Raw genomic sequence first — 19359 nt, 5'->3', positions numbered from 1 at the left:
TCCTTACAGTGGTGCGCGACTGTGCCAGTCGGTCGCCAGTTGATATTGGTGGGCGACGTTCAGCATGCGTGCCTCGTCGAAATAGTTGCCGATGATCTGCAAGCCAACGGGCATGTTATTTGTTCCGAAGCCGCAGGGGATGGACATGCCGGGCAGCCCTGCCAGATTCACCGCGATGGTGTAGATGTCGGACAAATACATCTGCACCGGATCGTCGCCCTTTTCGCCTAGGTTAAACGCGGTGGAAGGCGAGGTCGGTCCCATGATCACATCGCACTGCTGGAAGGCATCGGTGAAATCTTGTGCGATCAACCTTCGAATCTTTTGTGCCTGTAAATAATAGGCGTCGTAATACCCGTGCGAGAGTACATAGGTGCCGATCATGATGCGGCGTTTGACTTCCTCGCCGAAGCCTTGCGAGCGGCTCTTTTCATACATATCTGTCAGGTCTGTGTATTCCGGTGCGCGATAACCGTAGCGCACGCCGTCAAAGCGCGACAGATTACTGGACGCTTCCGCTGGCGCCAGCACGTAATACACCGGCACGGCCAGACGCGTGTTGGGCAGGCTGATGCCGACGATCGTCGCACCCAGTTTGCGGTATTCGGCAATCGCTTCCTGGACTCTGGCGCCTACATCAGCAGACAGGCCTTCGGCGAAAAATTCTTTCGGCAGCCCGATACGCAGGCCGGCCAGCGGTTTGTTTAAATCGCGCGTGTAGTCTTCCTTGTCGCGCTGCAAGGAGGTCGAATCCCGTTCGTCGAATCCCGTCATCACGTTGAGCATCAGCGCGCAATCTTCCGCGCTACGCGCCATCGGGCCTGCTTGATCCAGGCTCGACGCGAAGGCGATCATGCCGTAGCGCGACACGGTGCCGTAGGTCGGCTTGATGCCGGTGATGCCGCAAAGGGCGGCTGGCTGGCGGATCGAGCCGCCTGTGTCGGTGCCGGTCGCCGCAGCACAAAGCCGCGCTGCAACGGCAGAGGCAGCCCCGCCTGAACTGCCGCCGGGCACCGCTTTCGGGTTCCACGGATTTCTGACCGGTCCAAAATATGATGTTTCGTTGGATGAGCCCATGGCGAATTCGTCCATGTTGGTCTTGCCCAGATTCACGGCGCCCGCACGGTTGAACTGCTCGATCACATGTGCATCGTAAGGCGCGATAAAGTCGGCAAGCATTTTCGAACCGCAGGTCGTGCGCCAGCCCTTGGCGCAAAAAATATCCTTTTGCGCGATCGGAATGCCGGTCAGTGCCTGGGCGGCGCCTGTTGCTAGCAGCTGATCGGCCGCCGCAGCTTGCGCCAGACTGATTTTATTATCGACTGTGAGGTAGGCGTTATAGACCGGATTGTGCGTCGCGATGCGGTCGAGATAGGACTGTGTCAATTCGACGCTGGAAATTTTTTTGGCGCGCAGTGCTGCGCCCAGTTGTGAGAGGCTGGAATTCAACATGGTATTTACTCGATGACTTGCGGGACAAGGTAGAGGCCGTCTTCGACTTGCGGCGCGATGCGCTGGAACAGTTCGCGCTGATTGTCTTCGGTGACACGATCTTCGCGCAGTCGCTGCGACAGATCCTGCGCGTGCGACATGGGTTGAATGCCCGTGGTATCGACCGCCTGCATTTCGGCGATGAGTTCAAAAATGCCGGATAACTGCGTTCTGGCAGCTTCAATTTCGGTGTCGTTCATGGCAAGGCGGGCAAGGCGCGCCACTTTCTGAACGTCGGCTGTACTTAATGACATAGTAAAAGCTTTATATTAATGAGGCTGATAGGGTATCATATCGTGATTATTCAGCACACCATTTTAGACTTTTCGGGAATCAACATGTTTGGACTTTTTAACGGCTATTTTTCTAACGACCTGGCGATTGATCTGGGGACGGCGAACACGCTGATCTGGGTGCGCGGGCAAGGTATCGTACTGAACGAGCCTTCGGTGGTGGCCATCCGTCAGGAAGGCGGACCAAACGGCAAAAAAATCATTCAACAGGTCGGTTTGGGCGCCAAGCAAATGCTGGGCCGTACCCCTGCCAATATCACGGCGATTCGTCCGATGAAGGATGGTGTGATCGCCGACTTCACCGTGACCGAGCAGATGTTGAAGCAGTTTATCCGCAAGGTATATAAGGCCAGTATCTTCAGCCCGAGCCCGCGTATCGTGATTTGCGTGCCGTGCGGTTCCACTCAGGTTGAACGCCGCGCAATTCGCGAATCTGCAGTCGGTGCCGGTGCGCGCCGCGTGGAACTGATCGAAGAGCCGATGGCGGCTGCAATCGGCGCCGGCTTGCCGGTCGAAGAGGCAACGGGTTCGATGGTGGTCGATATCGGCGGCGGCACGACCGAAGTCGGCGTGATTTCGCTGGGCGGCACGGTGTATTCGGGTTCGGTCCGTGTGGGCGGTGACAAGTTCGATGAAGCGATCATCAATTACATCCGTCGCAACTACGGCATGCTGATCGGTGAAACCACAGCCGAAGAAATCAAGAAAACGATCGGTTCTGCATTCCCGGGTTCTGAAGTGCGCGAAATGGAAGTGAAGGGGCGCAATCTGGCTGAAGGCGTGCCACGCAGCTTTACTATTTCCAGTAACGAAATTCTCGAAGCGCTGACCGATCCTTTGAACAACATCGTCAGTGCGGTGAAAATTGCGCTCGAGCAGACGCCCCCAGAACTGGGTGCGGATATTGCTAACAAGGGCATGGTGTTGACTGGCGGCGGTGCGTTGCTGCGCGACATCGATCGTTTGTTGATGGAAGAGACCGGTTTGCCGGTGCTGATCGCCGATGATCCGCTGACCTGTGTCGTGCGCGGTTCCGGCATGGCACTGGAGAGCATGGACAAATCGACTGGCATCTTTACCACTGAATAAACCTTGATGGGGGAGTAGTCAGTGGATCGGCACTTTGTGCCTCAGTGGGGAGTGAATTTACTTCCCACTTTCCATTTTTCACTTACGACTTGCCACTCACCACTTCCTAGTTAAAATGGACAGCACGCAAACATTTCAGGTTTTTAACCGGGGCCCGAGTCCGGCAGCCCGGCTCGTGTTTTTTGCCGTGTTATCATTGCTGCTAATGTTTGTCGATGCGCGTTTCCGCTACCTTGAATCAACCCGCAGCGCCTTGTCGGTGCTCGTCTCGCCGCTACAGCGGCTGGCAACGATGCCGTTAATGCTGATGCAACAGGCGGGTGATTTTTTCGTCACGCAAAACAGCCTGCTCGCGGACAAGACCGCGTTGCAACGCCAGCACGGAATCGATAGCGTGCAGTTGGTACAGCAGCAAGCCTTGTTGCAGGAAAATATGCAGCTGCGCAACCTGATCGCATTGCAGCAACGCAGTCAGTACACAGGCCAGTTTGCCGAGATTGTCTACACCGAACGCGATGTGTTCAGGCGTAAAGTGCTGATCAATAAAGGCAGCACCGCCAGCGTGCAACCGGGTCAGGTGGTGATGGACGACAAGGGAATCGTCGGCCAAATCACCCGCGTATTCCCCTGGTTGTCTGAAGTGACCCTGATTACTGAAAAAGATCACGCGGTGCCGGTGCAGGTGTTGCGCAACGGGTTGCGCAGTGTGACGTTTGGCGCGGGTGACACCAGCCAGCTGCAGCTGCGCTACATGCCGGTCAGCACCGATATTCAAAACGGCGACATTCTGGTGACATCCGGTATCGATGGTATTTACCCGCCGGGAATTCCTGTCGCAAAAGTTGAAAAAATTGAGCGCGATGCAGCCTATCCCTTTGCGCGCATCGCCTGTCTGCCAGTCGGCGGCGTGGATAAATACCGCCAGTTGCTGGTGTTGTCTGCGTCCCCTAAACTTCCCGAACGTCCTGAGCCGGAGCCGGTCAGGGGGCAATTGAAGAAATCGGGAGGCAATTGATGCCGTTTCTCAATCACACTCAGCCGGAAATATTGCGCCCGGTCAGCACGATGTTCATCGTGACCAGCATCGTCACCGCGCTGTTGCTCAACGGCTTGCCGTGGGGCGGGCTGTGGCTGACATTGCACCCCGATTTTGTGGCGGTAGTGCTGCTTTACTGGTGTACGCATAAACCGCTGCGCATCGGTGTCGGATTGTCATGGGCGATTGGCATACTGGCTGATGTGGGAGATGCCAGCTTGTTCGGGCAACACGCATTGGCCTATACCCTGCTGGCATTCGGCGGTGTGGTGTTGAGCCGTCGTATCAGGATGTTTGATCTGCGCGAGCAAACCACTCAGGTGTTGGTGATTTTGTTCTCGACCTATGCAGTGTATGCGCTGGTGCAATGGCAGGTAAACGGCCAGATTGTTTGGACCTATTTCTTAGGTTGTCTGACTTCGACGCTGTTGTGGGTTCCGATGAGCAGTCTGTTTCAGTCGATGCGTCAGATGCGCGTGGACAGGGAATGAGCAGACAGGTTGAACTGAAAAACCACCAGCAAGAGATTTTCAATTTTCGCTTGCGGTTGTTTATCGGCATCGGCTTTGCGTTGCTTTTGCTGGCTATTTTGCTGGCGCGCTTCGTATATCTGCAAGCGATGCGCCATGACTATTACCAGACGCTGGCCGAAAAAAATCGTATTTCGGTGATGCCTATCGTGCCTAATCGCGGCCTGATCGTCGATCGTAACGGTGTGGTGCTGGCGCATAATTTTTCCGGATATACGCTGGAAATTACCCCTAGCCATGTCAAAAATCTGCAGGCAACTATTGACGAATTGGCGACCCTGGTGGATATACAGCCCAGAGACCGCAAACGTTTCAAAAAGCTGCATGCCGAAAGCCATGATTTCGAGACACTGATGATACGCAGTCGACTCTCTGACGAAGAAGTGGCGCGCTTTGCCGCTCAGCAGTATCGTTTTCCCGGTGTTGAAATCAAGGCGCGCCTGTTCCGTGAGTACCCGTATTCCGAAAAAACCGCCCATTTGCTGGGTTATATCGGCCGCATCAATCAGGCGGACGAGGATAGGCTTGAAGAAAATGAGACCGCCGCGAATTATCGAGGCACCGATTACATCGGCAAAACAGGTCTTGAACAGTACTATGAAAATGAGCTGCACGGCACCACCGGTATTGAACAGGTCGAGGTAGATTCGGCAGGGCGTGCGGTGCGTATTCTGTCACGTACCCCGCCGGTATCAGGTAACACGCTGATTCTGAGTATCGATGCAAAGTTGCAGGATATCGCCGAACAGGCTTTTGGCGATTATCGCGGTGCGTTGGTTGCGATTGATCCTGCCAACGGCGAAGTGTTAGCTTTTGTCAGCCGTCCGGGCTATGACCCCAGTTTGTTTGTCGACGGTATCGATGCGGACAGCTGGAAGACGCTCAATGAATCGCCGGATCATCCGCTCAATAACCGTGCGCTGCGCGGACAATATCCGTCGGGTTCTACCATCAAGCCTTTCATGGCGCTGGCGGGCCTGTTTTACAACATCCGTTCGCCAAGCCAGACGATAGGCGATCCGGGTTATTACACCCTGTCCGGTAGCAGTCACCAGTACCGCGACTGGAAAAAGGGCGGGCACGGCACGGTCGATCTATTCAAATCCATTGTCATTTCCTGCGATACTTATTATTACGGTTTAGCGGTCGAGATGGGTATCGACAATATTTTCAATTTTCTGTCTCGTTTTGGTTTCGGCAAGAAGACCGGCATTGATCTGGAAGGTGAAACATCCGGCCTGTTGCCCTCGCAGGAATGGAAGATGAAGCGTTTTAAACAGAAATGGTTTACCGGTGACACCGTTTCGGTTGGCATCGGTCAGGGTTATAGTCTGGTCACTCCGCTGCAACTGGCGGCGGCGACGGCGACACTGGCCAATGACGGTATAGGCTATCGGCCGCATTTGGTTCGCGAAATAAAAAATTCGGTTAGCGGTGAAATTCGCAAGCTGGAAGATAAACCGGCCTTTGATATTAAGCTCGATGCCGCGCATATCGATCTCGTTAAACGCGCCATGACCGCAGTGACGCAACCGGGTGGTACGGCAGCGCAAGCCTCCGCGGGGGCGCTGTATACGCTGGCCGGTAAAACCGGTACGGCGCAGGTCGTCGGCATGAAGCAAGGCGAGAAATACGATGCGAGCAAAATCGACGAACGTCATCGCGACCATGCGTGGTTCATCGCTTTTGCGCCGGTTGATAAACCCAAAATCGCGGTGGTGGTGCTGGCTGAAAATGGCGGACACGGCGGCGGTACAGCAGCTCCCATCGCGCGCAAAGTCATGGATTACTATTTGCTTGGTAAAGTGCCCGCACCCGTGATTCCGGTTGTAAAACCGGTGATAAATGCTAACCCGGCCGCATCGGGCGTTCCGGAAGTTGAGGCTGACTGATGACCAGACAACGAATTTGGCAGGCAATTATTCGGCATCTCGATCTGCCTTTACTGGCCGGGATGGGGTTGCTGATGGCCGCCAGCCTGCTGACGCTGTACAGCGCAAGCGACCATAGTTTCGACAGGGTACTGGCGCAGGGTGCGAACATACTGGTGGCCTTCTGTTGTCTATGGGTGGTGGCTAATCTGCCGCTGCATTATCTGATGCGCACAGCCGTGCCGATCTATGTGCTGGGCATGCTGCTCCTTATTGGAGTGGCGCTGTTCGGCGAAATCAGCCATGGTGCCAGACGCTGGCTGAACATCGGGGTGGCAACCATACAACCGTCCGAGCTGATGAAAATCGGCGTGCCGCTGATGATGGCCTGGTATTTCGAGAAATACGAAGCGGGCCTGACGCTTAAAAATTACGTGGTGGCCGCCTTACTGCTGCTGTTGCCGGTCGCTCTGATCGCGCGCCAGCCGGATCTGGGCACTGCACTGTTGATTTCAGCGAGCGGTTTTTACGTACTGTTTCTGGCAGGGCTTTCCTGGCGCGTGATGGGTGGATTGTTAGCCACAGGAATCGCCAGTGCGCCGTTTTTGTGGTCGATGTTGCATGACTATCAGCGCCATCGCATCGAGATGTTGTTCGATCCTTCGCAAGACGCACTGGGTAAGGGATATCACACGATACAGGGCATGATCGCCGTTGGTTCAGGCGGTATTCTGGGTAAAGGCTATCTCAATGGTACGCAAACCCATCTGGATTTCCTGCCGGAGCGCACTACCGACTTTATCTTCGCGGTGTATTCGGAGGAGTTTGGTCTGCTCGGCAATTTGATTTTACTGGGAATGTATTGTTTCGTGATCGCGCGCGGTTTTGTTATTACGGCAAACGCCTCGACTTATTTCACACGTCTGATGGCAGGTTCCATCACGCTGACGTTTGCAACCTATGCCTTCGTCAATATGGGCATGGTCAGCGGTATTTTGCCGATCGTGGGTGTACCGCTGCCGCTGGTCAGCTATGGCGGGACTTCCATGCTGACGCTGCTGCTGGGGTTTGGTATGCTGATGAGCATACAGACACACAAGAAGCTCGTTAAGAGTTAAATAAGGAGTAAGTATGAGTAAAAATATTTTTGTCGTGGCAATGTCTGTTCTGGTACTCACTGCCTGCGGCACGACGCCGCAACGTCAGACAGAATCACGCGCAACCCCCGCGCCGATTGAAGACCGTTCAACCGACGATAAACCGGTTGGCGGCGGTTATCTTGCAGGTGATGGCCCGGGCGCAAATCCTCCGGCAAATATCGATGCAATTCCCGATGCTATTCCGGTCAATGAACCGCTGCATCGCTATGCTAACCGACCCTATTCGGCGCTGGACAAGAGCTATACGCCGCTGACACAAACCGGTAATTTTAAACAGCGCGGTATCGCATCGTGGTACGGCAAAAAATTCCACGGTCAGCGCACTTCGAGCGGCGAAAAGTACGACATGTACCAGATGACCGCTGCGCACCCGACTTTGCCTATTCCGAGCTATGCAAGAGTCACTCACGTTGCAAGCGGTAAGTCGGTCGTGGTACGCGTTAACGATCGCGGTCCTTTCCTGCATAGCCGCGTCATCGACTTGTCCTATACCGCTGCGCATAAGCTGGGCATTACCGGTAGCGGCAGTTCGGAAGTTGAAATTGAAAGTGTGACTGCAGACAGCAGGCCGATCGCCAGAACTGAAGCGGTGCAGAGCGTACCGCTGGATCCTGTCGCAACAAATAGCGCAACGCCGGCAGCAGCAGGCAGCAACGTATTCTTGCAGCTGGGCGCTTTCGGCAGTAAAGAGGCCGCTGAAAAATTCCTGTCGGAAATGCGCGGAAAACTCGGCGAGACAGGCAAACAGCTGATCTTGTTCAGTCAGGACAACAAGACCCGGGTTCATCTTGGCCCCTATGCCAGTCAGATCGAGGCACGCAACAGTCGTGAAGCGCTGCGTAGCAAGTTGGGCTTTATGCCGATGGTAAATCTGCACTAAAAGTGGCAAGTGGTAAGTCGAAAATCATGAGCGACACTACCAAAAAACTGCGTATCGACAAATGGCTGTGGGCGGCACGATTTTATAAAACGCGCTCGCTGGCACTGCATGCGATTGAAAATGGCCGTGTGCTGATGGATGGGGTACGTGTTAAACCGGCCAAAACCATTGCGACAGGCGATCATATCGTTTTGCATTTTGGCCAGGCTAAATTCGATATCGAGGTGCTGGCGCTTTCGGATAAACGCGGGCCGGCGCCGGTTGCACATCAGTTATATCGGGAGTCCGATGAAAGTGCCGCGCGTCGCGCTTTGATGGCCGAACAGCACAGAATGCAACCCGAGATTGCTGTCTTCAAGTATCGTCCCACCAAAAAAGACCGGCGCGAGATCGAAAAATTCAGAAATGGTGAATAAGCGCGCCCTCAATCTGTTGCTGTTTGTGGTGCTGATTGCGGGCATTCGTCTCTGGCAGCAGCGCGATATGGTAAGCGGTGCGGCACCCGGTTTGCAGGGCGTTACGGTTGCAGGTCAGCCGTACCATTTGCCGGCACATCCCGAACATCCTGTTTTGGTGCATTTTTGGGCGAGCTGGTGTTCCGTTTGTCGTGCTGAACAGAGTTCCATTGCAGCGCTCGCGCATGAGGATCCCAATGTGATCACCGTTGCGATGCAGAGCGGATCACCAGCACAGGTTGCGGCTCATATGCGTGAGCAGGGCATTGATTTTCCGGTGGTGAATGATCCCGATGGCAGCATTTCCCGTGCATGGGGTGTGCATGCCGTTCCGGCCAGTTTCATCATCGCACCGGACGGGACGATAAGTTTTGTTGAGGTAGGCTATACCACGCAGGCCGGACTGATCATCAGGCGTTGGCTGGCAGGCCTGTAACACATGACTTTAAGCCAGTAAAACCAGCACCCAGATCACCGTTGCATTAACCAGACTGACGAGGACTGCCGCGCTGCCGATATCCTTGGCGCGTTTGGCCAGATCGTGGCTGTCGAGCGAAATACGATCGACCGTGGCTTCGATGGCCGAATTCAGCAGTTCGACGATAATCACCAGCAGCACGCTGCCTATCATCAGTGCACGTCCCGTCATGCTGACCGGCAGCCAGAACGCCAATGGAATCAGGATAGCGGCCAGCAGCGCTTCCTGACGAAACGCATCCTCGTGCTTGTAGGCGGCGCGAAAACCGGCGAGGGAATAACCGAACGCATTGAGCAGACGTCTTAAACCGGTTTTTCCTTTGTAAGGGCTCTCCATAAAGCACTCCAGAAGTAAAGGGAGCGATTATGGCGTAAAAACATGACAACAAAATGTCTGCATCAAAAAAAGCTGCAATCAGACGGTATTACGAGGCTTTGCGCATGAAGTGTTTGCTAAAGCGCGCAGTGATGCGAGAGACCGGCAGCAGGATAAACAGATCGGCGCAATTAAATTCCGGATCCCAGGCCGGTTCCCCCGCGATATAGGCGCCCATGCGCAGATAGCCTTTGATCAGCGGAGGAATGATGACTTCCATTTCGCCATTGAGTGATTCGAGCGGCAGGCGGTTATGCGGGGTGACGGTATATTCGTCCGGTGCGGCATGCAGTTTATGCACCTTGTTGAACACGCTGGCGGCGTAATGCCCGCCATCGGACATGCTCATGCTGGCGCAGCCGATCAAATATTCATGGCCGTGCTTCGTGATGTAGTCTGCCAGGCCGCTCCACAGCTGGGTGATGGTTGCGCCGTCGCGGTAATCGGCATCGACGCAGGAGCGTCCAACTTCCGCCATATTTGCGCGTAGGCTGGCCAGTTTGCTCATATCGAATTCAGTTTCAGAATAGTATCCACCGGCCATGCGCGCCTGTTCGGGCGGCAAAATACGGTAGGTGCCGACAACTTTGTTGCTATTCTGGTCGCGTACCAAGAGGTGATCGCAATACATATCGAAACGATCCACATCAAGGCCTGTCGCCGCACTCGGCAATTTTGCGCCCATTTCCTCGCCGAAGACCTGATAGCGAATGCGCTGGGCTTCCTGCATCTGGGTATGGGTCGTTGCCAAATCGCAACTTAAGCGGCGTACAGGGTTTGCAGCGGGCTGGCGAATCAGATCTAGCATGGTCGTTCTCCGTCGGGTAGATACGAACAGCTTAAGGGGGGTGTATTGCGGGAGGGTTAAGCAAATATGAACAAAAAATTAAATGCAACCGCGAGCTGCCCAATCTTTTTTTGACTGATCGATTTAATAATCAAACCAACTTGTGCAGTGCATGGCACAGACTAAGGCACCGCTAACTTATCACCCCCCCCAATAAGCTAATATCTATTTCGTGTATAAGCTGCTAAATTGCAACGGAGTACGCTGATATATTCAACGAAACTGTCACTATGATGACAGGCTGTTAGATGCGAATCTATTGATCGTAAACTAGAAATTTTTAAAGTTAATTGAAATTATCGATTGTCATGCAGTTACGTGATTGTAAATGCTGAATGGATCACATGTTTAATCACTCCAAAGCCGACAGTGACGATAGGCGACAATGTGCCAATTGCAGTCGTTCGAGGTTGTAATCTGGCGGCCAGAGGTGCTTCAATAAAAACGAGAAAATAAGCTCGTCTCTAAGAATTTTCCAATATCTATGTGGGTGCTTAACTGATAACCTTTGGTAAGCGCTTTCCTTATTATTTCGATAGTGAATCCCTGTTGTGTATCGGCAATAATTCGACGCGACGATCAGTAATCCGGCAGGCTAAATTTTGAACCGAGAAAAATTTTCAAGGGCAGGTTTCAGTCGGTTTATCATCTAAACCGTTCAGCGGTTGAGTCCCATCAGCAGTCATTCGATGTTGAAAATGGGCGGCTAGTAACCAGCACGTTGTGTGTCCTTTGTAATCTGGATGGACAGCAGATAATCGTTCCTCCATATCAATACACTTCTTGTGTAAATTTGAGTCGTATCATTTTGGGATATGTTAAAGTTTCAAAAGGTGTAGCATTCTGAGGTATATTTTTCTCAAATTTAAGGGTTCTATATGAGTAAAAAAATTGTTGCCACTATTTTACTAGTGGCGTTGTTTCTGCCGCTTACTACCAGTGCGAAGGAAGTAAAAAATAAAACCAACAATGGGGAGAAACCAAAATCTGAGTCAATCAATGGGGAAAAACCAAAATCTGAGTCAATTTGGACTCCGACTCCATTCGACGCAAGCCTCCAAAAACTGCCTGCAAATTATATTGGTTTAGAGATTGGTGAATTTGAGTCTGGATTGCATAAATCTTTAATAAAGAATCACTTTTATAAAGATGAGTATGAAACCATGGAAGAGTGGAATCAGAGAATATTACGCGATGGTCCCCAAATGATATTGCCGATCGATGCATTATCAAAATATGCAATCAAAATTAGCTTAACGAGCCAATATGATGCTGAGTCTCAGGCCTACAATTTTTATTTTGAAGATGACGACGGATTCGCGACAAGATCATATACTTTTAACAAAAATCTGAGCATCCATATTCACACTGGAACAATCAATACAGGTTCATATGTTGCCCAAAATGGATATGGGGAACGGTTTAATGTGGATGTACAAAAAGTCAATAGATACCACATACTTTTCACTGAAAGAAATCAGGATAAATTGAAGGAAAAGATTGGCTATGCCGAAAAACTTTCCTATGGCGAAGTGAAGACGCTCAGGTATGTTTTACCAATGCCGCGTTCTCAGGCGCAAGAGTACAAGGGATTAAACATTGGAATGTTATTTGTTGGGAAATTGCACACTCCCTATTTACAGATATACGGAAGAGGTACAGCTCCGCCTACAAGCAGCAATCGCACGAATAGAGACATCTATGACCGAGAGCTGCACATGGATGATGCCGAGATAATTTTCTACGTGGTTGAAACCGGGGATATATTGTCTAGAAGACCTCTTTAACAGAGCAGAGGGTTTTATCTAGCTACTTATGATTCCGCGCTTATGGAAGATAGGTGCCAGATGGTCACAGTATCACGGTAGCTGTTGGATTATTCATCTCCATGGTCGTGCGGAAATTGTTTTATGAGTTTCTCTAGCCTCAGAATCTTGCGAGTATCCTGGATTCGCAGGCTGCGCATCAATCTCAAGAGCCGGATATCACGTTTGGACACCGGCATTGTCTTATGAGTATTTTTAAAATTTCAATGGGGATTCGCTAATGCCGCTCAATCCAAAAAAATTTAATGATGCCCACAGGGCTTGGCTGAAAATTAAAGCCGAGGCTGCTGACTATTTGGATCAATGGGATGTTGACCGATTAGACCTTCTTTTCCTCCGTGCCGGTTGGGCAAGACGACCTTTTGTGAGTCGAGTGCCATTAGATAAGCTGGATAGATGTGGCGATATTTTAAGCGGTCCACTGTTCGCTTCTGAAAAACACCCATGGCCGGTTAACAGCAACGGCTTGTATATGCTGCCTTGTGTGCAAATAAATTTAACGGAATGCAGCAGAGTCATGCAAGCGGAGTATGGCACTGGAATGTTACAGGTATGGGGAGATCAGGAGGATGTATCGAAGTTCTATCTCCGCCTCATCCCCAGACGTGATGTGCAGGAAAAGTATCTTATTCATGGGCATCCTCTGCTCAATCAAATAGCTGGCAACAAAAACTTCATTATTCCTACCTACTGGCTGACAGATGATGAAGCATGGACTGTTTCAGGTTATGGCGATTTGTACTTTACCTCTCAAAGTTTATTTAATGGCGAGCCGCTGATCAATCGCTATGAAATTGAGCAGATTAGCCCGTTGGATAAGGCCTTATATTCAAAAGCGAAGCGAATTTGCCGATTAGAAGATCGGTACATTGAGCTGGTGAATGGGCTAGGTTCACTATTTGATCCGAGTGGATATCATGTGGGCGGAACATTTTATGACATTCAGTATAGCGCTGCTGATATGCCACAAATGTTGTGGTCTATTGGTTCGGAGTATCCCTATTGCTGGGGCGATGAAGGCAATGCACAAATATTTTATGAGAAACTGGACGATGGCACCCTGAGCTATTCGTTCAAATGGAGTTCATATTAGGCCGAGAGTTGATAAGCAGACCGGGAGTCTGATTTACCTTCTCGTCCGAGGTACCTGTAAAAAATAGACTGGATTTATTACTGGTCTATGAACGACAATCTCAAAACAATAATTTCCAGGGGCGAGCAATGAGATTTTCGGGATACTGCATTACCAGACGAGTATGCTCGAACGACTGATTGCAGCAGCCAACCAGCTCTTCGCCAGATTCTGGCTGATTGTCTTGGTCATCCTGCCATTTCTGTTGATTTTCGGCTTCCTCCAGCGACATTTTTTTGAGTAAGCGCGCGTCCAATACACCTCATAAAATATGACATCCAGACACTCATCGGCCAGTCGTTTACTGAATATCGGACTGTTCGACAACCTGAATTTATTCACCGAACTCGAAGCCAGAATTTCCGCGTTGCCCGGCAACAAGGAACGCGGCGACGCGTTTGAGATATTTGCCGAAGCCTATCTGGCGACCCAGAAAATAGCTCAGGCGCAGGAAGTCTGGCCGTTTGAGGCCGTGCCGCTGGAACAGCGCAAACTCCTTTCGCTCGACACGGGGCGAGACATGGGCGTGGACGGAACTTATCTGACCGTTGATGGCGAGTTACGCGCCTATCAGGTCAAATTTCGCAGCAATCGCACGGCGCTCACCTGGGATGAACTTTCTACCTTTATGGGCCTGACCGATCAGGTCAGCCAGCGGGTGCTGATTACCAATTGCGAGACGCTGCCCGCGCTGATGCAGGACCGCAGCGGTTTTGTCCCCATACGCGGTAGCGATCTGGATCGCCTCAATACCGATGATTTCGCTGCGATGCGGGAATGGCTGCATAGCGGGCGGATAACGCTGTCTCGCAAGCACCCGTTGCCACACCAGCAGGAAGCGCTGGATGCGATTGCGGACGGATTGCAGACAAATGACCGCGCCACCGTGGTAATGGCCTGCGGCACGGGCAAGTCGCTGGTCTCGCTGTGGGCTGCCGAGCAACGCGAATGCAAAGCCATTCTGGTTTTAGTGCCGTCGCTGGCACTGGTTCGCCAGTTGCTGCATGAGTGGTTGCGGGAAACCGCCTGGGAGCGTTTCACCTTTATGTGCGTGTGCTCCGATCCAACTGTCGCCAAGGGGGCGGATAATCTGGTCGTGCATCAGGCCGATCTCGATTTCCCTGTGACGACAGAAAGTGCCGTCGTTAGCCGCTTTCTGAACAAAGCATTCGATGGCATCAGGATCGTCTTTTCCACCTATCAGTCGGCGCATGTCGTGGCAGAGGGCATGCCTGTCGGTGCAGATGGCATGGCGTTGCCATTTGATCTGGCGATTTTTGATGAAGCGCATAAGACCGCCAGTCGCGAGGGAACGCGTTTCAGCTTCGCGCTGGAGGACGCTAACCTGCCGATCCGCAAACGGCTGTTTTTTACCGCTACCCCTCGCCATTACGATGTTCGTAAGAAGGACAAGGAAGGCGACAACGCGCTGGTGTATTCGATGGACAGGCCGGAAGTCTATGGTCCGGTCATTCATACCTTGAGTTTTGCCGAAGCGGCAAGGCGCGACATCATCTGCGATTACAAGGTAGTGATCTCGGTGGTCACCTCCGAAATGGTCAACGACGAATTGCTCAAGCACGGTGAAGTGACCGTTGCGGGCGATACGGTGAAGGCGCGTCAGGTTGCACTGCAAATCGCTTTGCAAAAGGCCGTAGAGAAATACGGTGTGAGCCGAATCTTTACTTTTCACGGTTCGGTCGCCGCCGCGCGTTCATTCACCTCCGGTGATGGCGAAGGCATCCGACAGCATTTGCCGGATTTCTCCACATTGCACGTCAGCGGCGAAATGCCCACCTCCCGACGCGAAGACAACATGAAGGCGTTTCGTCAGGCGGAAAAGGCGGTCATTTCCAATGCCCGCTGCCTGACTGAAGGTGTGGACGTCCCCGCCGTAGATATGGTGGCGTTTATCTCGCCGCGCAAATCCAAGGTGGATATTGTTCAGGCCACGGGTCGCGCCATGCGCAAATCGCCCGGCAAACAGTTCGGCTATGTGATGGTGCCGCTATTTGTCGAACAGGCTGCCGATGAGTCCATTGAGGAAGCGTTACAACGCAGAGGCTTCAATGATATATGGGATCTGCTTGGCGCGATGCGCGAGCAGGACGAGGTGTTGACCGACATCATTCGCCAGATGCGCGAAGATAAAGGCCGCACGGGCGGCTATAACGAAAGCCGATTCAGCGAACGCGTCGAAGTGCTGGGACCTGACGTTTCGCTGGAAACGATAAGAGAGTCGATTACGGCGGAGTGTATAGAAAGTCTTGGAGCATCTTGGGATGAGTTCTTTGGGAAGTTGCTAGCATTTTCCGAACGAGAGGGACATTGCCGAGTGCCTAGGGATTACTTGACTGTGGGAGGATTCAAATTAGGTAATTGGATACACCATCAGCGAGTGAATATCGGTGCTTTGACAACAATACGGAAGGAACGGTTTCAGGCATTACAGGGTTGGGTTTGGGATGTCCGTACTTACCAGTGGGAAACTGGTTTCCAGTACCTCTCGGAATTCGCTGAGCGCGAGGGGGGTAGACTATTACCTGTGAATTATCAAACGAGCGATGGGTACCGTTTGGGTCAGTGGGTATCGAAACAGCGAACAGAAAAGAATAATTTATCAGTCGAGAGTAAGGAAAGGCTTGAATCTATTCCCGGCTGGATTTGGGATCCAGTTTCAGAGCAGTGGGAAATCGGCTTCCGATACCTCACGGAATTCTCAGAGCGTGAAGGGAATTGCGAAGTTCAACAACGGTATAAAACAAATGATGGATTTCGATTGGGGGTCTGGGTTTCGAGTCAACGAATGCTCATGGAAGAATTGTCTGTCGAGAGAAAAAAACGACTTGAGGCGCTTTCCGGTTGGTTATGGGAGGTGGTTTCTGAGCAGTGGGAGCTAGGGTTTTACCATTTGACGAAATTTGCAGATCGCGAAGGGCATTGTAATATTCTTGGAGATTATCAAACAGCGGATGGATATCGACTCGGTCAATGGGTGACAGTGCAAAGAACAAAATATAAAAGTCTGCGCCCAGACCGAAAAAAACTGCTTGAATCTACGCCAGGCTGGATTTGGAGTGTATTTTCTGAACAATGGGAGCGTGGATTTAGATACTTAGAAGAATTTTTAGCTCATGAGGGCCATTGTGAAGTCACGGCAAAATATCAAACAAGTGATGGATATCGCTTGGGAATTTGGGTGCATAACAACAAACAATCTTGTAAAAATGGTTTGCTATTGCCTGAGCGAGAAAGTAGGCTGAGAAAAATAGGTTTGGTAATTCCAGCGCGCATTAAAATTTAAATTGCAGCGAATAAGTGGAAATAATATCGGGAGAGATGTTGTGGGAAATTTTACTTTTGACAGGCAATATACCAAGCTAAAGCTTAGACAGTATGTTTCCGATATAGAACACTGCAAAAAATTATCTGATACTGGTTACTACACCGAATCTTTCATTGCAATGTGGATACTTGTTGAGGTGATTGCCAAAAATATTCAAATTACATATCGGGCTTCAATAGTCGCAGAAAATATCTCGGGTAGTCTGCTGAGAAAATTACTTGCGAATCATGTTGATATTGAAAAGAATGGACTCCGTATTCAGCTCATTGATATTTCATTTTATAAAGCAAAGGAAATGTATGGAAGCAGGCGTGAATATATTGACGTAGGTGATGTAATTTTCGGATTAAAGCTTAGTGCACCAGATGCTGATGAACAGCGGTTGAGGTTTTTACTGGCATCAAAAATTGCTCAGGCTCCAACTGGATTTTCATCAAGAACAACGATTCGAGAAATACGGAATGGCCTTGTTCATAGTAAATGCACCATTTCTAAAGAAAATTTTATAAGATATCAAGAGTATTTTGATTACTTTTTCTCCCTTACGGTGCACAAAGAAGCATCCGCTCCAGCTTTTGCCACTAACTCACATTCTGAGGACGTCAAATGACCGCCGAGATTGTTTTTTACCAGAGCGAAGACGGCACGATCAGGCTGGAGACGCGGCTGGAAAATGAGACCTTATGGCTGACGCAGCAACAAATGGCGGAGCTGTTCCAGACTACGCAGCAAAATATCAGCCTACACATTCAAAATATTTACACCGAGGGCGAGTTGTCGGATGAGGCAACTCACAAGAAAAGCTTGTGGGTTCGCCAGGAAGGCAATCGGCAAGTGCAACGGGAGCTGGACAGTTACAACCTGGATATGGTGATTTCCGTCGGCTACCGGGTTAAAAGCCTGATAGCAACGCGTTTTCGCATCTGGGCTACGCAGCAACTGAAAGAGTACATCGTCAAAGGCTTTGTTATGGATGACGAGCGCCTGAAAAATCCACCTGTTGCGGGTTCTGCTGTGCCAGACCACTTCGCTGATTTATTGGCGCGCATTCGCGATATCCGTGCCAGCGAACGGCGCATGTATTTGCGGGTGCGTGAAATTTTTGCACTGGCCGCCGACTATGAACCTTCCTTGCCGGAAACCAACCTGTTTTTCAGCACCATACAAAACAAGCTGCACTTCGCCACCACGGGCATGACGGCTGCCGAACTCATTGCCGCGCGCGTCAATCACACTTTGCCGAATTCAGGGTTGACCAGTTGGGCGCGAGACGAGGTGCGCAAATTGGATGTGACGATTGCGAAGAACTACCTTAACAGCGAGGAAATTACCGAACTGAACCGCATCGTCACCATGTGGCTGGATTTTTCCGAAGACCAGGCAACGCGACGCAAGCAGGTATTTATGCGCGACTGGCAAACCAAGCTGGATGAGTTTTTACGCTTCAATGACCGTGACGTGTTGCCGGATGCGGGCGGCGTAAGCAAAAAATCAGCCGATGAGAAAGCTCGCGCTGAATATGAACAGTATGCCACCTTGCGCCGTGAAGAAAAGGAAGTGGCGGGCGAAGCAGAGTTGATGAAACAGCTAGAAGCTACCGCCAAATTGATCCCGACAAAAAAAGGTCGCATCAAGAAATAGGAAATTGAATATCGGCTCTGTCTCGTTACCGGATACTAAAGGTTTAAAATTTCTTGCCCGAAAGCGGATAGTTAAACCAATCAGCCTTTTCCAGCTGGAAAATAAAAAACAAAAGTCGATTTAAACCGATAGCCGGTTGTGATGAGTAGTGTCCGGTGCGAGCGAGAAAACGAAAGTTGCACTTAATGCCCGACTGTTATTTTTTGTATCGGGCTGAAATCACCGCTGATCTTATTGTTCTCATACCAGCATAAGCGGTATTCTCGAATCTCAGGAACTGATGGGGTTTGCAATGGACGATTGTCCAGCCAGGGGGAGATCAATGCAACGCCTAAATATTCCCAATTGCCGTTATTGCGTCGTGTTTCGATCAAAACGGCAGGATGGTGATATTTTTTAAATCCAACTTCAACCAACTCTCCGTTCGCATCGCGTTTGATTATCAAGTTTGCTTTCGGGTAGGCATGCGTGTCGATCTTGTTGATGCCGATCAAACCAAGATCCTGGCCGATTGATTCGGTATAATTTGTGCTGTTTTTAATGCGTTTCACCAGTTTAAACAGGCGAACAAGGATGCCAGCTGGAAAGGGAGACGGAGGATTGTCAAAGACGACCGGCATCGGTAAAGGTGGAGTGCCAGCGGATTCATCCATCGCCATGCTGAGCTTGTGTGCGGTCGCTTCCAGTGCAAATTGTTGCGTACTGATATACCAGTTTTGTACCAGCCAAACATAATGCATCAGCTCAGCAATGGTCGTGGTGATCTCTTCTTCACTGATGCCTACAATCGGTCCTTGTACAGGAAGTTTGTCGCAAAAATGGACAATCCAGGAAATGCTTTCAGCTTCACTGTGGGGAAAATAACCTTGATTGCTCATTGCAAATCTCCTTAAAGAAATTGTTTGGCTG

At 51.0% G+C, this 19359-nt stretch carries 19 protein-coding genes; 13 read left to right on the top strand and 6 right to left on the bottom strand.

The window, feature by feature from the left end; genetic code table 11:
- Nucleotides 1-3: 3 nt before the first annotated feature.
- Nucleotides 4-1452 (bottom strand): Asp-tRNA(Asn)/Glu-tRNA(Gln) amidotransferase subunit GatA, encoded by a 1449-nt coding sequence (gene gatA / locus GALF_RS13975; protein ID WP_013294696.1) that lies wholly within the window; start codon nt 1450-1452, stop codon nt 4-6.
- Nucleotides 1453-1457: 5 nt separating this feature from the next.
- Nucleotides 1458-1745 (bottom strand): Asp-tRNA(Asn)/Glu-tRNA(Gln) amidotransferase subunit GatC, encoded by a 288-nt coding sequence (gene gatC / locus GALF_RS13970; RefSeq protein WP_013294695.1) that lies wholly within the window; start codon nt 1743-1745, stop codon nt 1458-1460.
- 84 nt (nt 1746-1829) lie between these two features.
- Between gatC and GALF_RS13965 the strand changes: the two genes are divergently transcribed.
- The 8 genes from GALF_RS13965 to GALF_RS13930 all read left to right on the top strand — a co-directional run bounded on the left by GALF_RS13965 (nt 1830) and on the right by GALF_RS13930 (nt 9241).
- Complete coding sequence (locus GALF_RS13965; RefSeq protein ID WP_013294694.1) at nt 1830-2873, top strand: rod shape-determining protein; 1044 nt, start codon at nt 1830-1832, stop codon at nt 2871-2873.
- A 115-nt stretch (nt 2874-2988) separates the two neighbouring features.
- Nucleotides 2989-3888 (top strand): rod shape-determining protein MreC, encoded by a 900-nt coding sequence (mreC, locus tag GALF_RS13960; protein ID WP_013294693.1) that lies wholly within the window; start codon nt 2989-2991, stop codon nt 3886-3888.
- Complete coding sequence (mreD, locus tag GALF_RS13955) at nt 3888-4400, top strand: rod shape-determining protein MreD (RefSeq protein ID WP_013294692.1); 513 nt, start codon at nt 3888-3890, stop codon at nt 4398-4400. The genes mreC and mreD overlap by 1 nt, the downstream gene beginning before the upstream one ends.
- Nucleotides 4397-6331 carry a penicillin-binding protein 2 gene (gene mrdA, locus GALF_RS13950; protein ID WP_013294691.1) on the top strand — a complete coding sequence of 645 codons (1935 nt, stop codon included), beginning with the start codon at nt 4397-4399 and terminating at the stop codon, nt 6329-6331. Before mreD ends, mrdA begins: the two co-directional genes overlap by 4 nt.
- A complete protein-coding gene (gene rodA / locus GALF_RS13945; RefSeq protein ID WP_013294690.1) occupies nt 6331-7428 on the top strand; it encodes a rod shape-determining protein RodA in 1098 nt (365 codons plus the stop codon). The genes mrdA and rodA overlap by 1 nt, the downstream gene beginning before the upstream one ends.
- Before the next feature lie 13 nt (nt 7429-7441).
- Nucleotides 7442-8350, top strand: a complete 909-nt coding sequence (locus GALF_RS13940; protein ID WP_013294689.1) for a septal ring lytic transglycosylase RlpA family protein — start codon at nt 7442-7444, stop codon at nt 8348-8350.
- Nucleotides 8351-8376: 26 nt separating this feature from the next.
- On the top strand, nt 8377-8766 hold the full coding sequence (locus GALF_RS13935) for an RNA-binding S4 domain-containing protein (RefSeq protein WP_013294688.1): 390 nt from the start codon (nt 8377-8379) through the stop codon (nt 8764-8766).
- Entirely contained in the window at nt 8756-9241 is a 486-nt protein-coding gene (locus GALF_RS13930; protein ID WP_013294687.1) for a protein disulfide oxidoreductase, read from the top strand. Before GALF_RS13935 ends, GALF_RS13930 begins: the two co-directional genes overlap by 11 nt.
- A 9-nt stretch (nt 9242-9250) precedes the next feature.
- Here GALF_RS13930 and GALF_RS13925 read toward each other — a convergent pair whose 3' ends face one another.
- Nucleotides 9251-9619 carry a diacylglycerol kinase gene (locus GALF_RS13925; protein ID WP_013294686.1) on the bottom strand — a complete coding sequence of 123 codons (369 nt, stop codon included), beginning with the start codon at nt 9617-9619 and terminating at the stop codon, nt 9251-9253.
- An 88-nt stretch (nt 9620-9707) separates the two neighbouring features.
- On the bottom strand, nt 9708-10466 hold the full coding sequence (locus GALF_RS13920; RefSeq protein ID WP_013294685.1) for a GNAT family N-acetyltransferase: 759 nt from the start codon (nt 10464-10466) through the stop codon (nt 9708-9710).
- A 917-nt stretch (nt 10467-11383) separates the two neighbouring features.
- On the opposite strand from GALF_RS13920, the gene GALF_RS13915 reads away from it, so the two are divergent.
- A complete protein-coding gene (locus GALF_RS13915; RefSeq protein ID WP_013294684.1) occupies nt 11384-12292 on the top strand; it encodes a hypothetical protein in 909 nt (302 codons plus the stop codon).
- Between the two features lie 259 nt (nt 12293-12551).
- Nucleotides 12552-13424, top strand: coding sequence for a DUF1963 domain-containing protein (locus tag GALF_RS13910; protein ID WP_013294683.1), 873 nt, complete (start codon nt 12552-12554; stop codon nt 13422-13424).
- Nucleotides 13425-13524: 100 nt separating this feature from the next.
- Here GALF_RS13910 and GALF_RS13905 read toward each other — a convergent pair whose 3' ends face one another.
- A complete protein-coding gene (locus GALF_RS13905; protein WP_041938104.1) occupies nt 13525-13719 on the bottom strand; it encodes a hypothetical protein in 195 nt (64 codons plus the stop codon).
- A gap of 15 nt (nt 13720-13734) precedes the next feature.
- On the opposite strand from GALF_RS13905, the gene GALF_RS13900 reads away from it, so the two are divergent.
- Genes GALF_RS13900 through GALF_RS13890 form a run of 3 tightly spaced genes read left to right on the top strand, consistent with a single transcriptional unit; the run spans nt 13735 to nt 18450 of the window.
- Nucleotides 13735-16767 carry a DEAD/DEAH box helicase gene (locus GALF_RS13900; RefSeq protein ID WP_013294682.1) on the top strand — a complete coding sequence of 1011 codons (3033 nt, stop codon included), beginning with the start codon at nt 13735-13737 and terminating at the stop codon, nt 16765-16767.
- 40 nt (nt 16768-16807) lie between these two features.
- Nucleotides 16808-17419: a hypothetical protein gene (locus GALF_RS13895; protein ID WP_013294681.1), complete on the top strand. Its 612-nt coding sequence runs from the start codon at nt 16808-16810 to the stop codon at nt 17417-17419.
- Nucleotides 17416-18450, top strand: a complete 1035-nt coding sequence (locus GALF_RS13890; RefSeq protein ID WP_013294680.1) for a virulence RhuM family protein — start codon at nt 17416-17418, stop codon at nt 18448-18450. The genes GALF_RS13895 and GALF_RS13890 overlap by 4 nt, the downstream gene beginning before the upstream one ends.
- Before the next feature lie 182 nt (nt 18451-18632).
- Here GALF_RS13890 and GALF_RS13885 read toward each other — a convergent pair whose 3' ends face one another.
- Complete coding sequence (locus tag GALF_RS13885; protein WP_013294679.1) at nt 18633-19328, bottom strand: hypothetical protein; 696 nt, start codon at nt 19326-19328, stop codon at nt 18633-18635.
- Between the last annotated feature and the right edge of the window lie 31 nt (nt 19329-19359).

Source organism: Gallionella capsiferriformans ES-2 (assembly GCF_000145255.1).
GTDB classification, from domain to species: Bacteria; Pseudomonadota; Gammaproteobacteria; order Burkholderiales; family Gallionellaceae; genus Gallionella; species Gallionella capsiferriformans.
The sequence above is the reverse complement of the archived record's forward strand: the minus strand, read 5'-3'. Positions and strand labels throughout refer to the sequence as shown.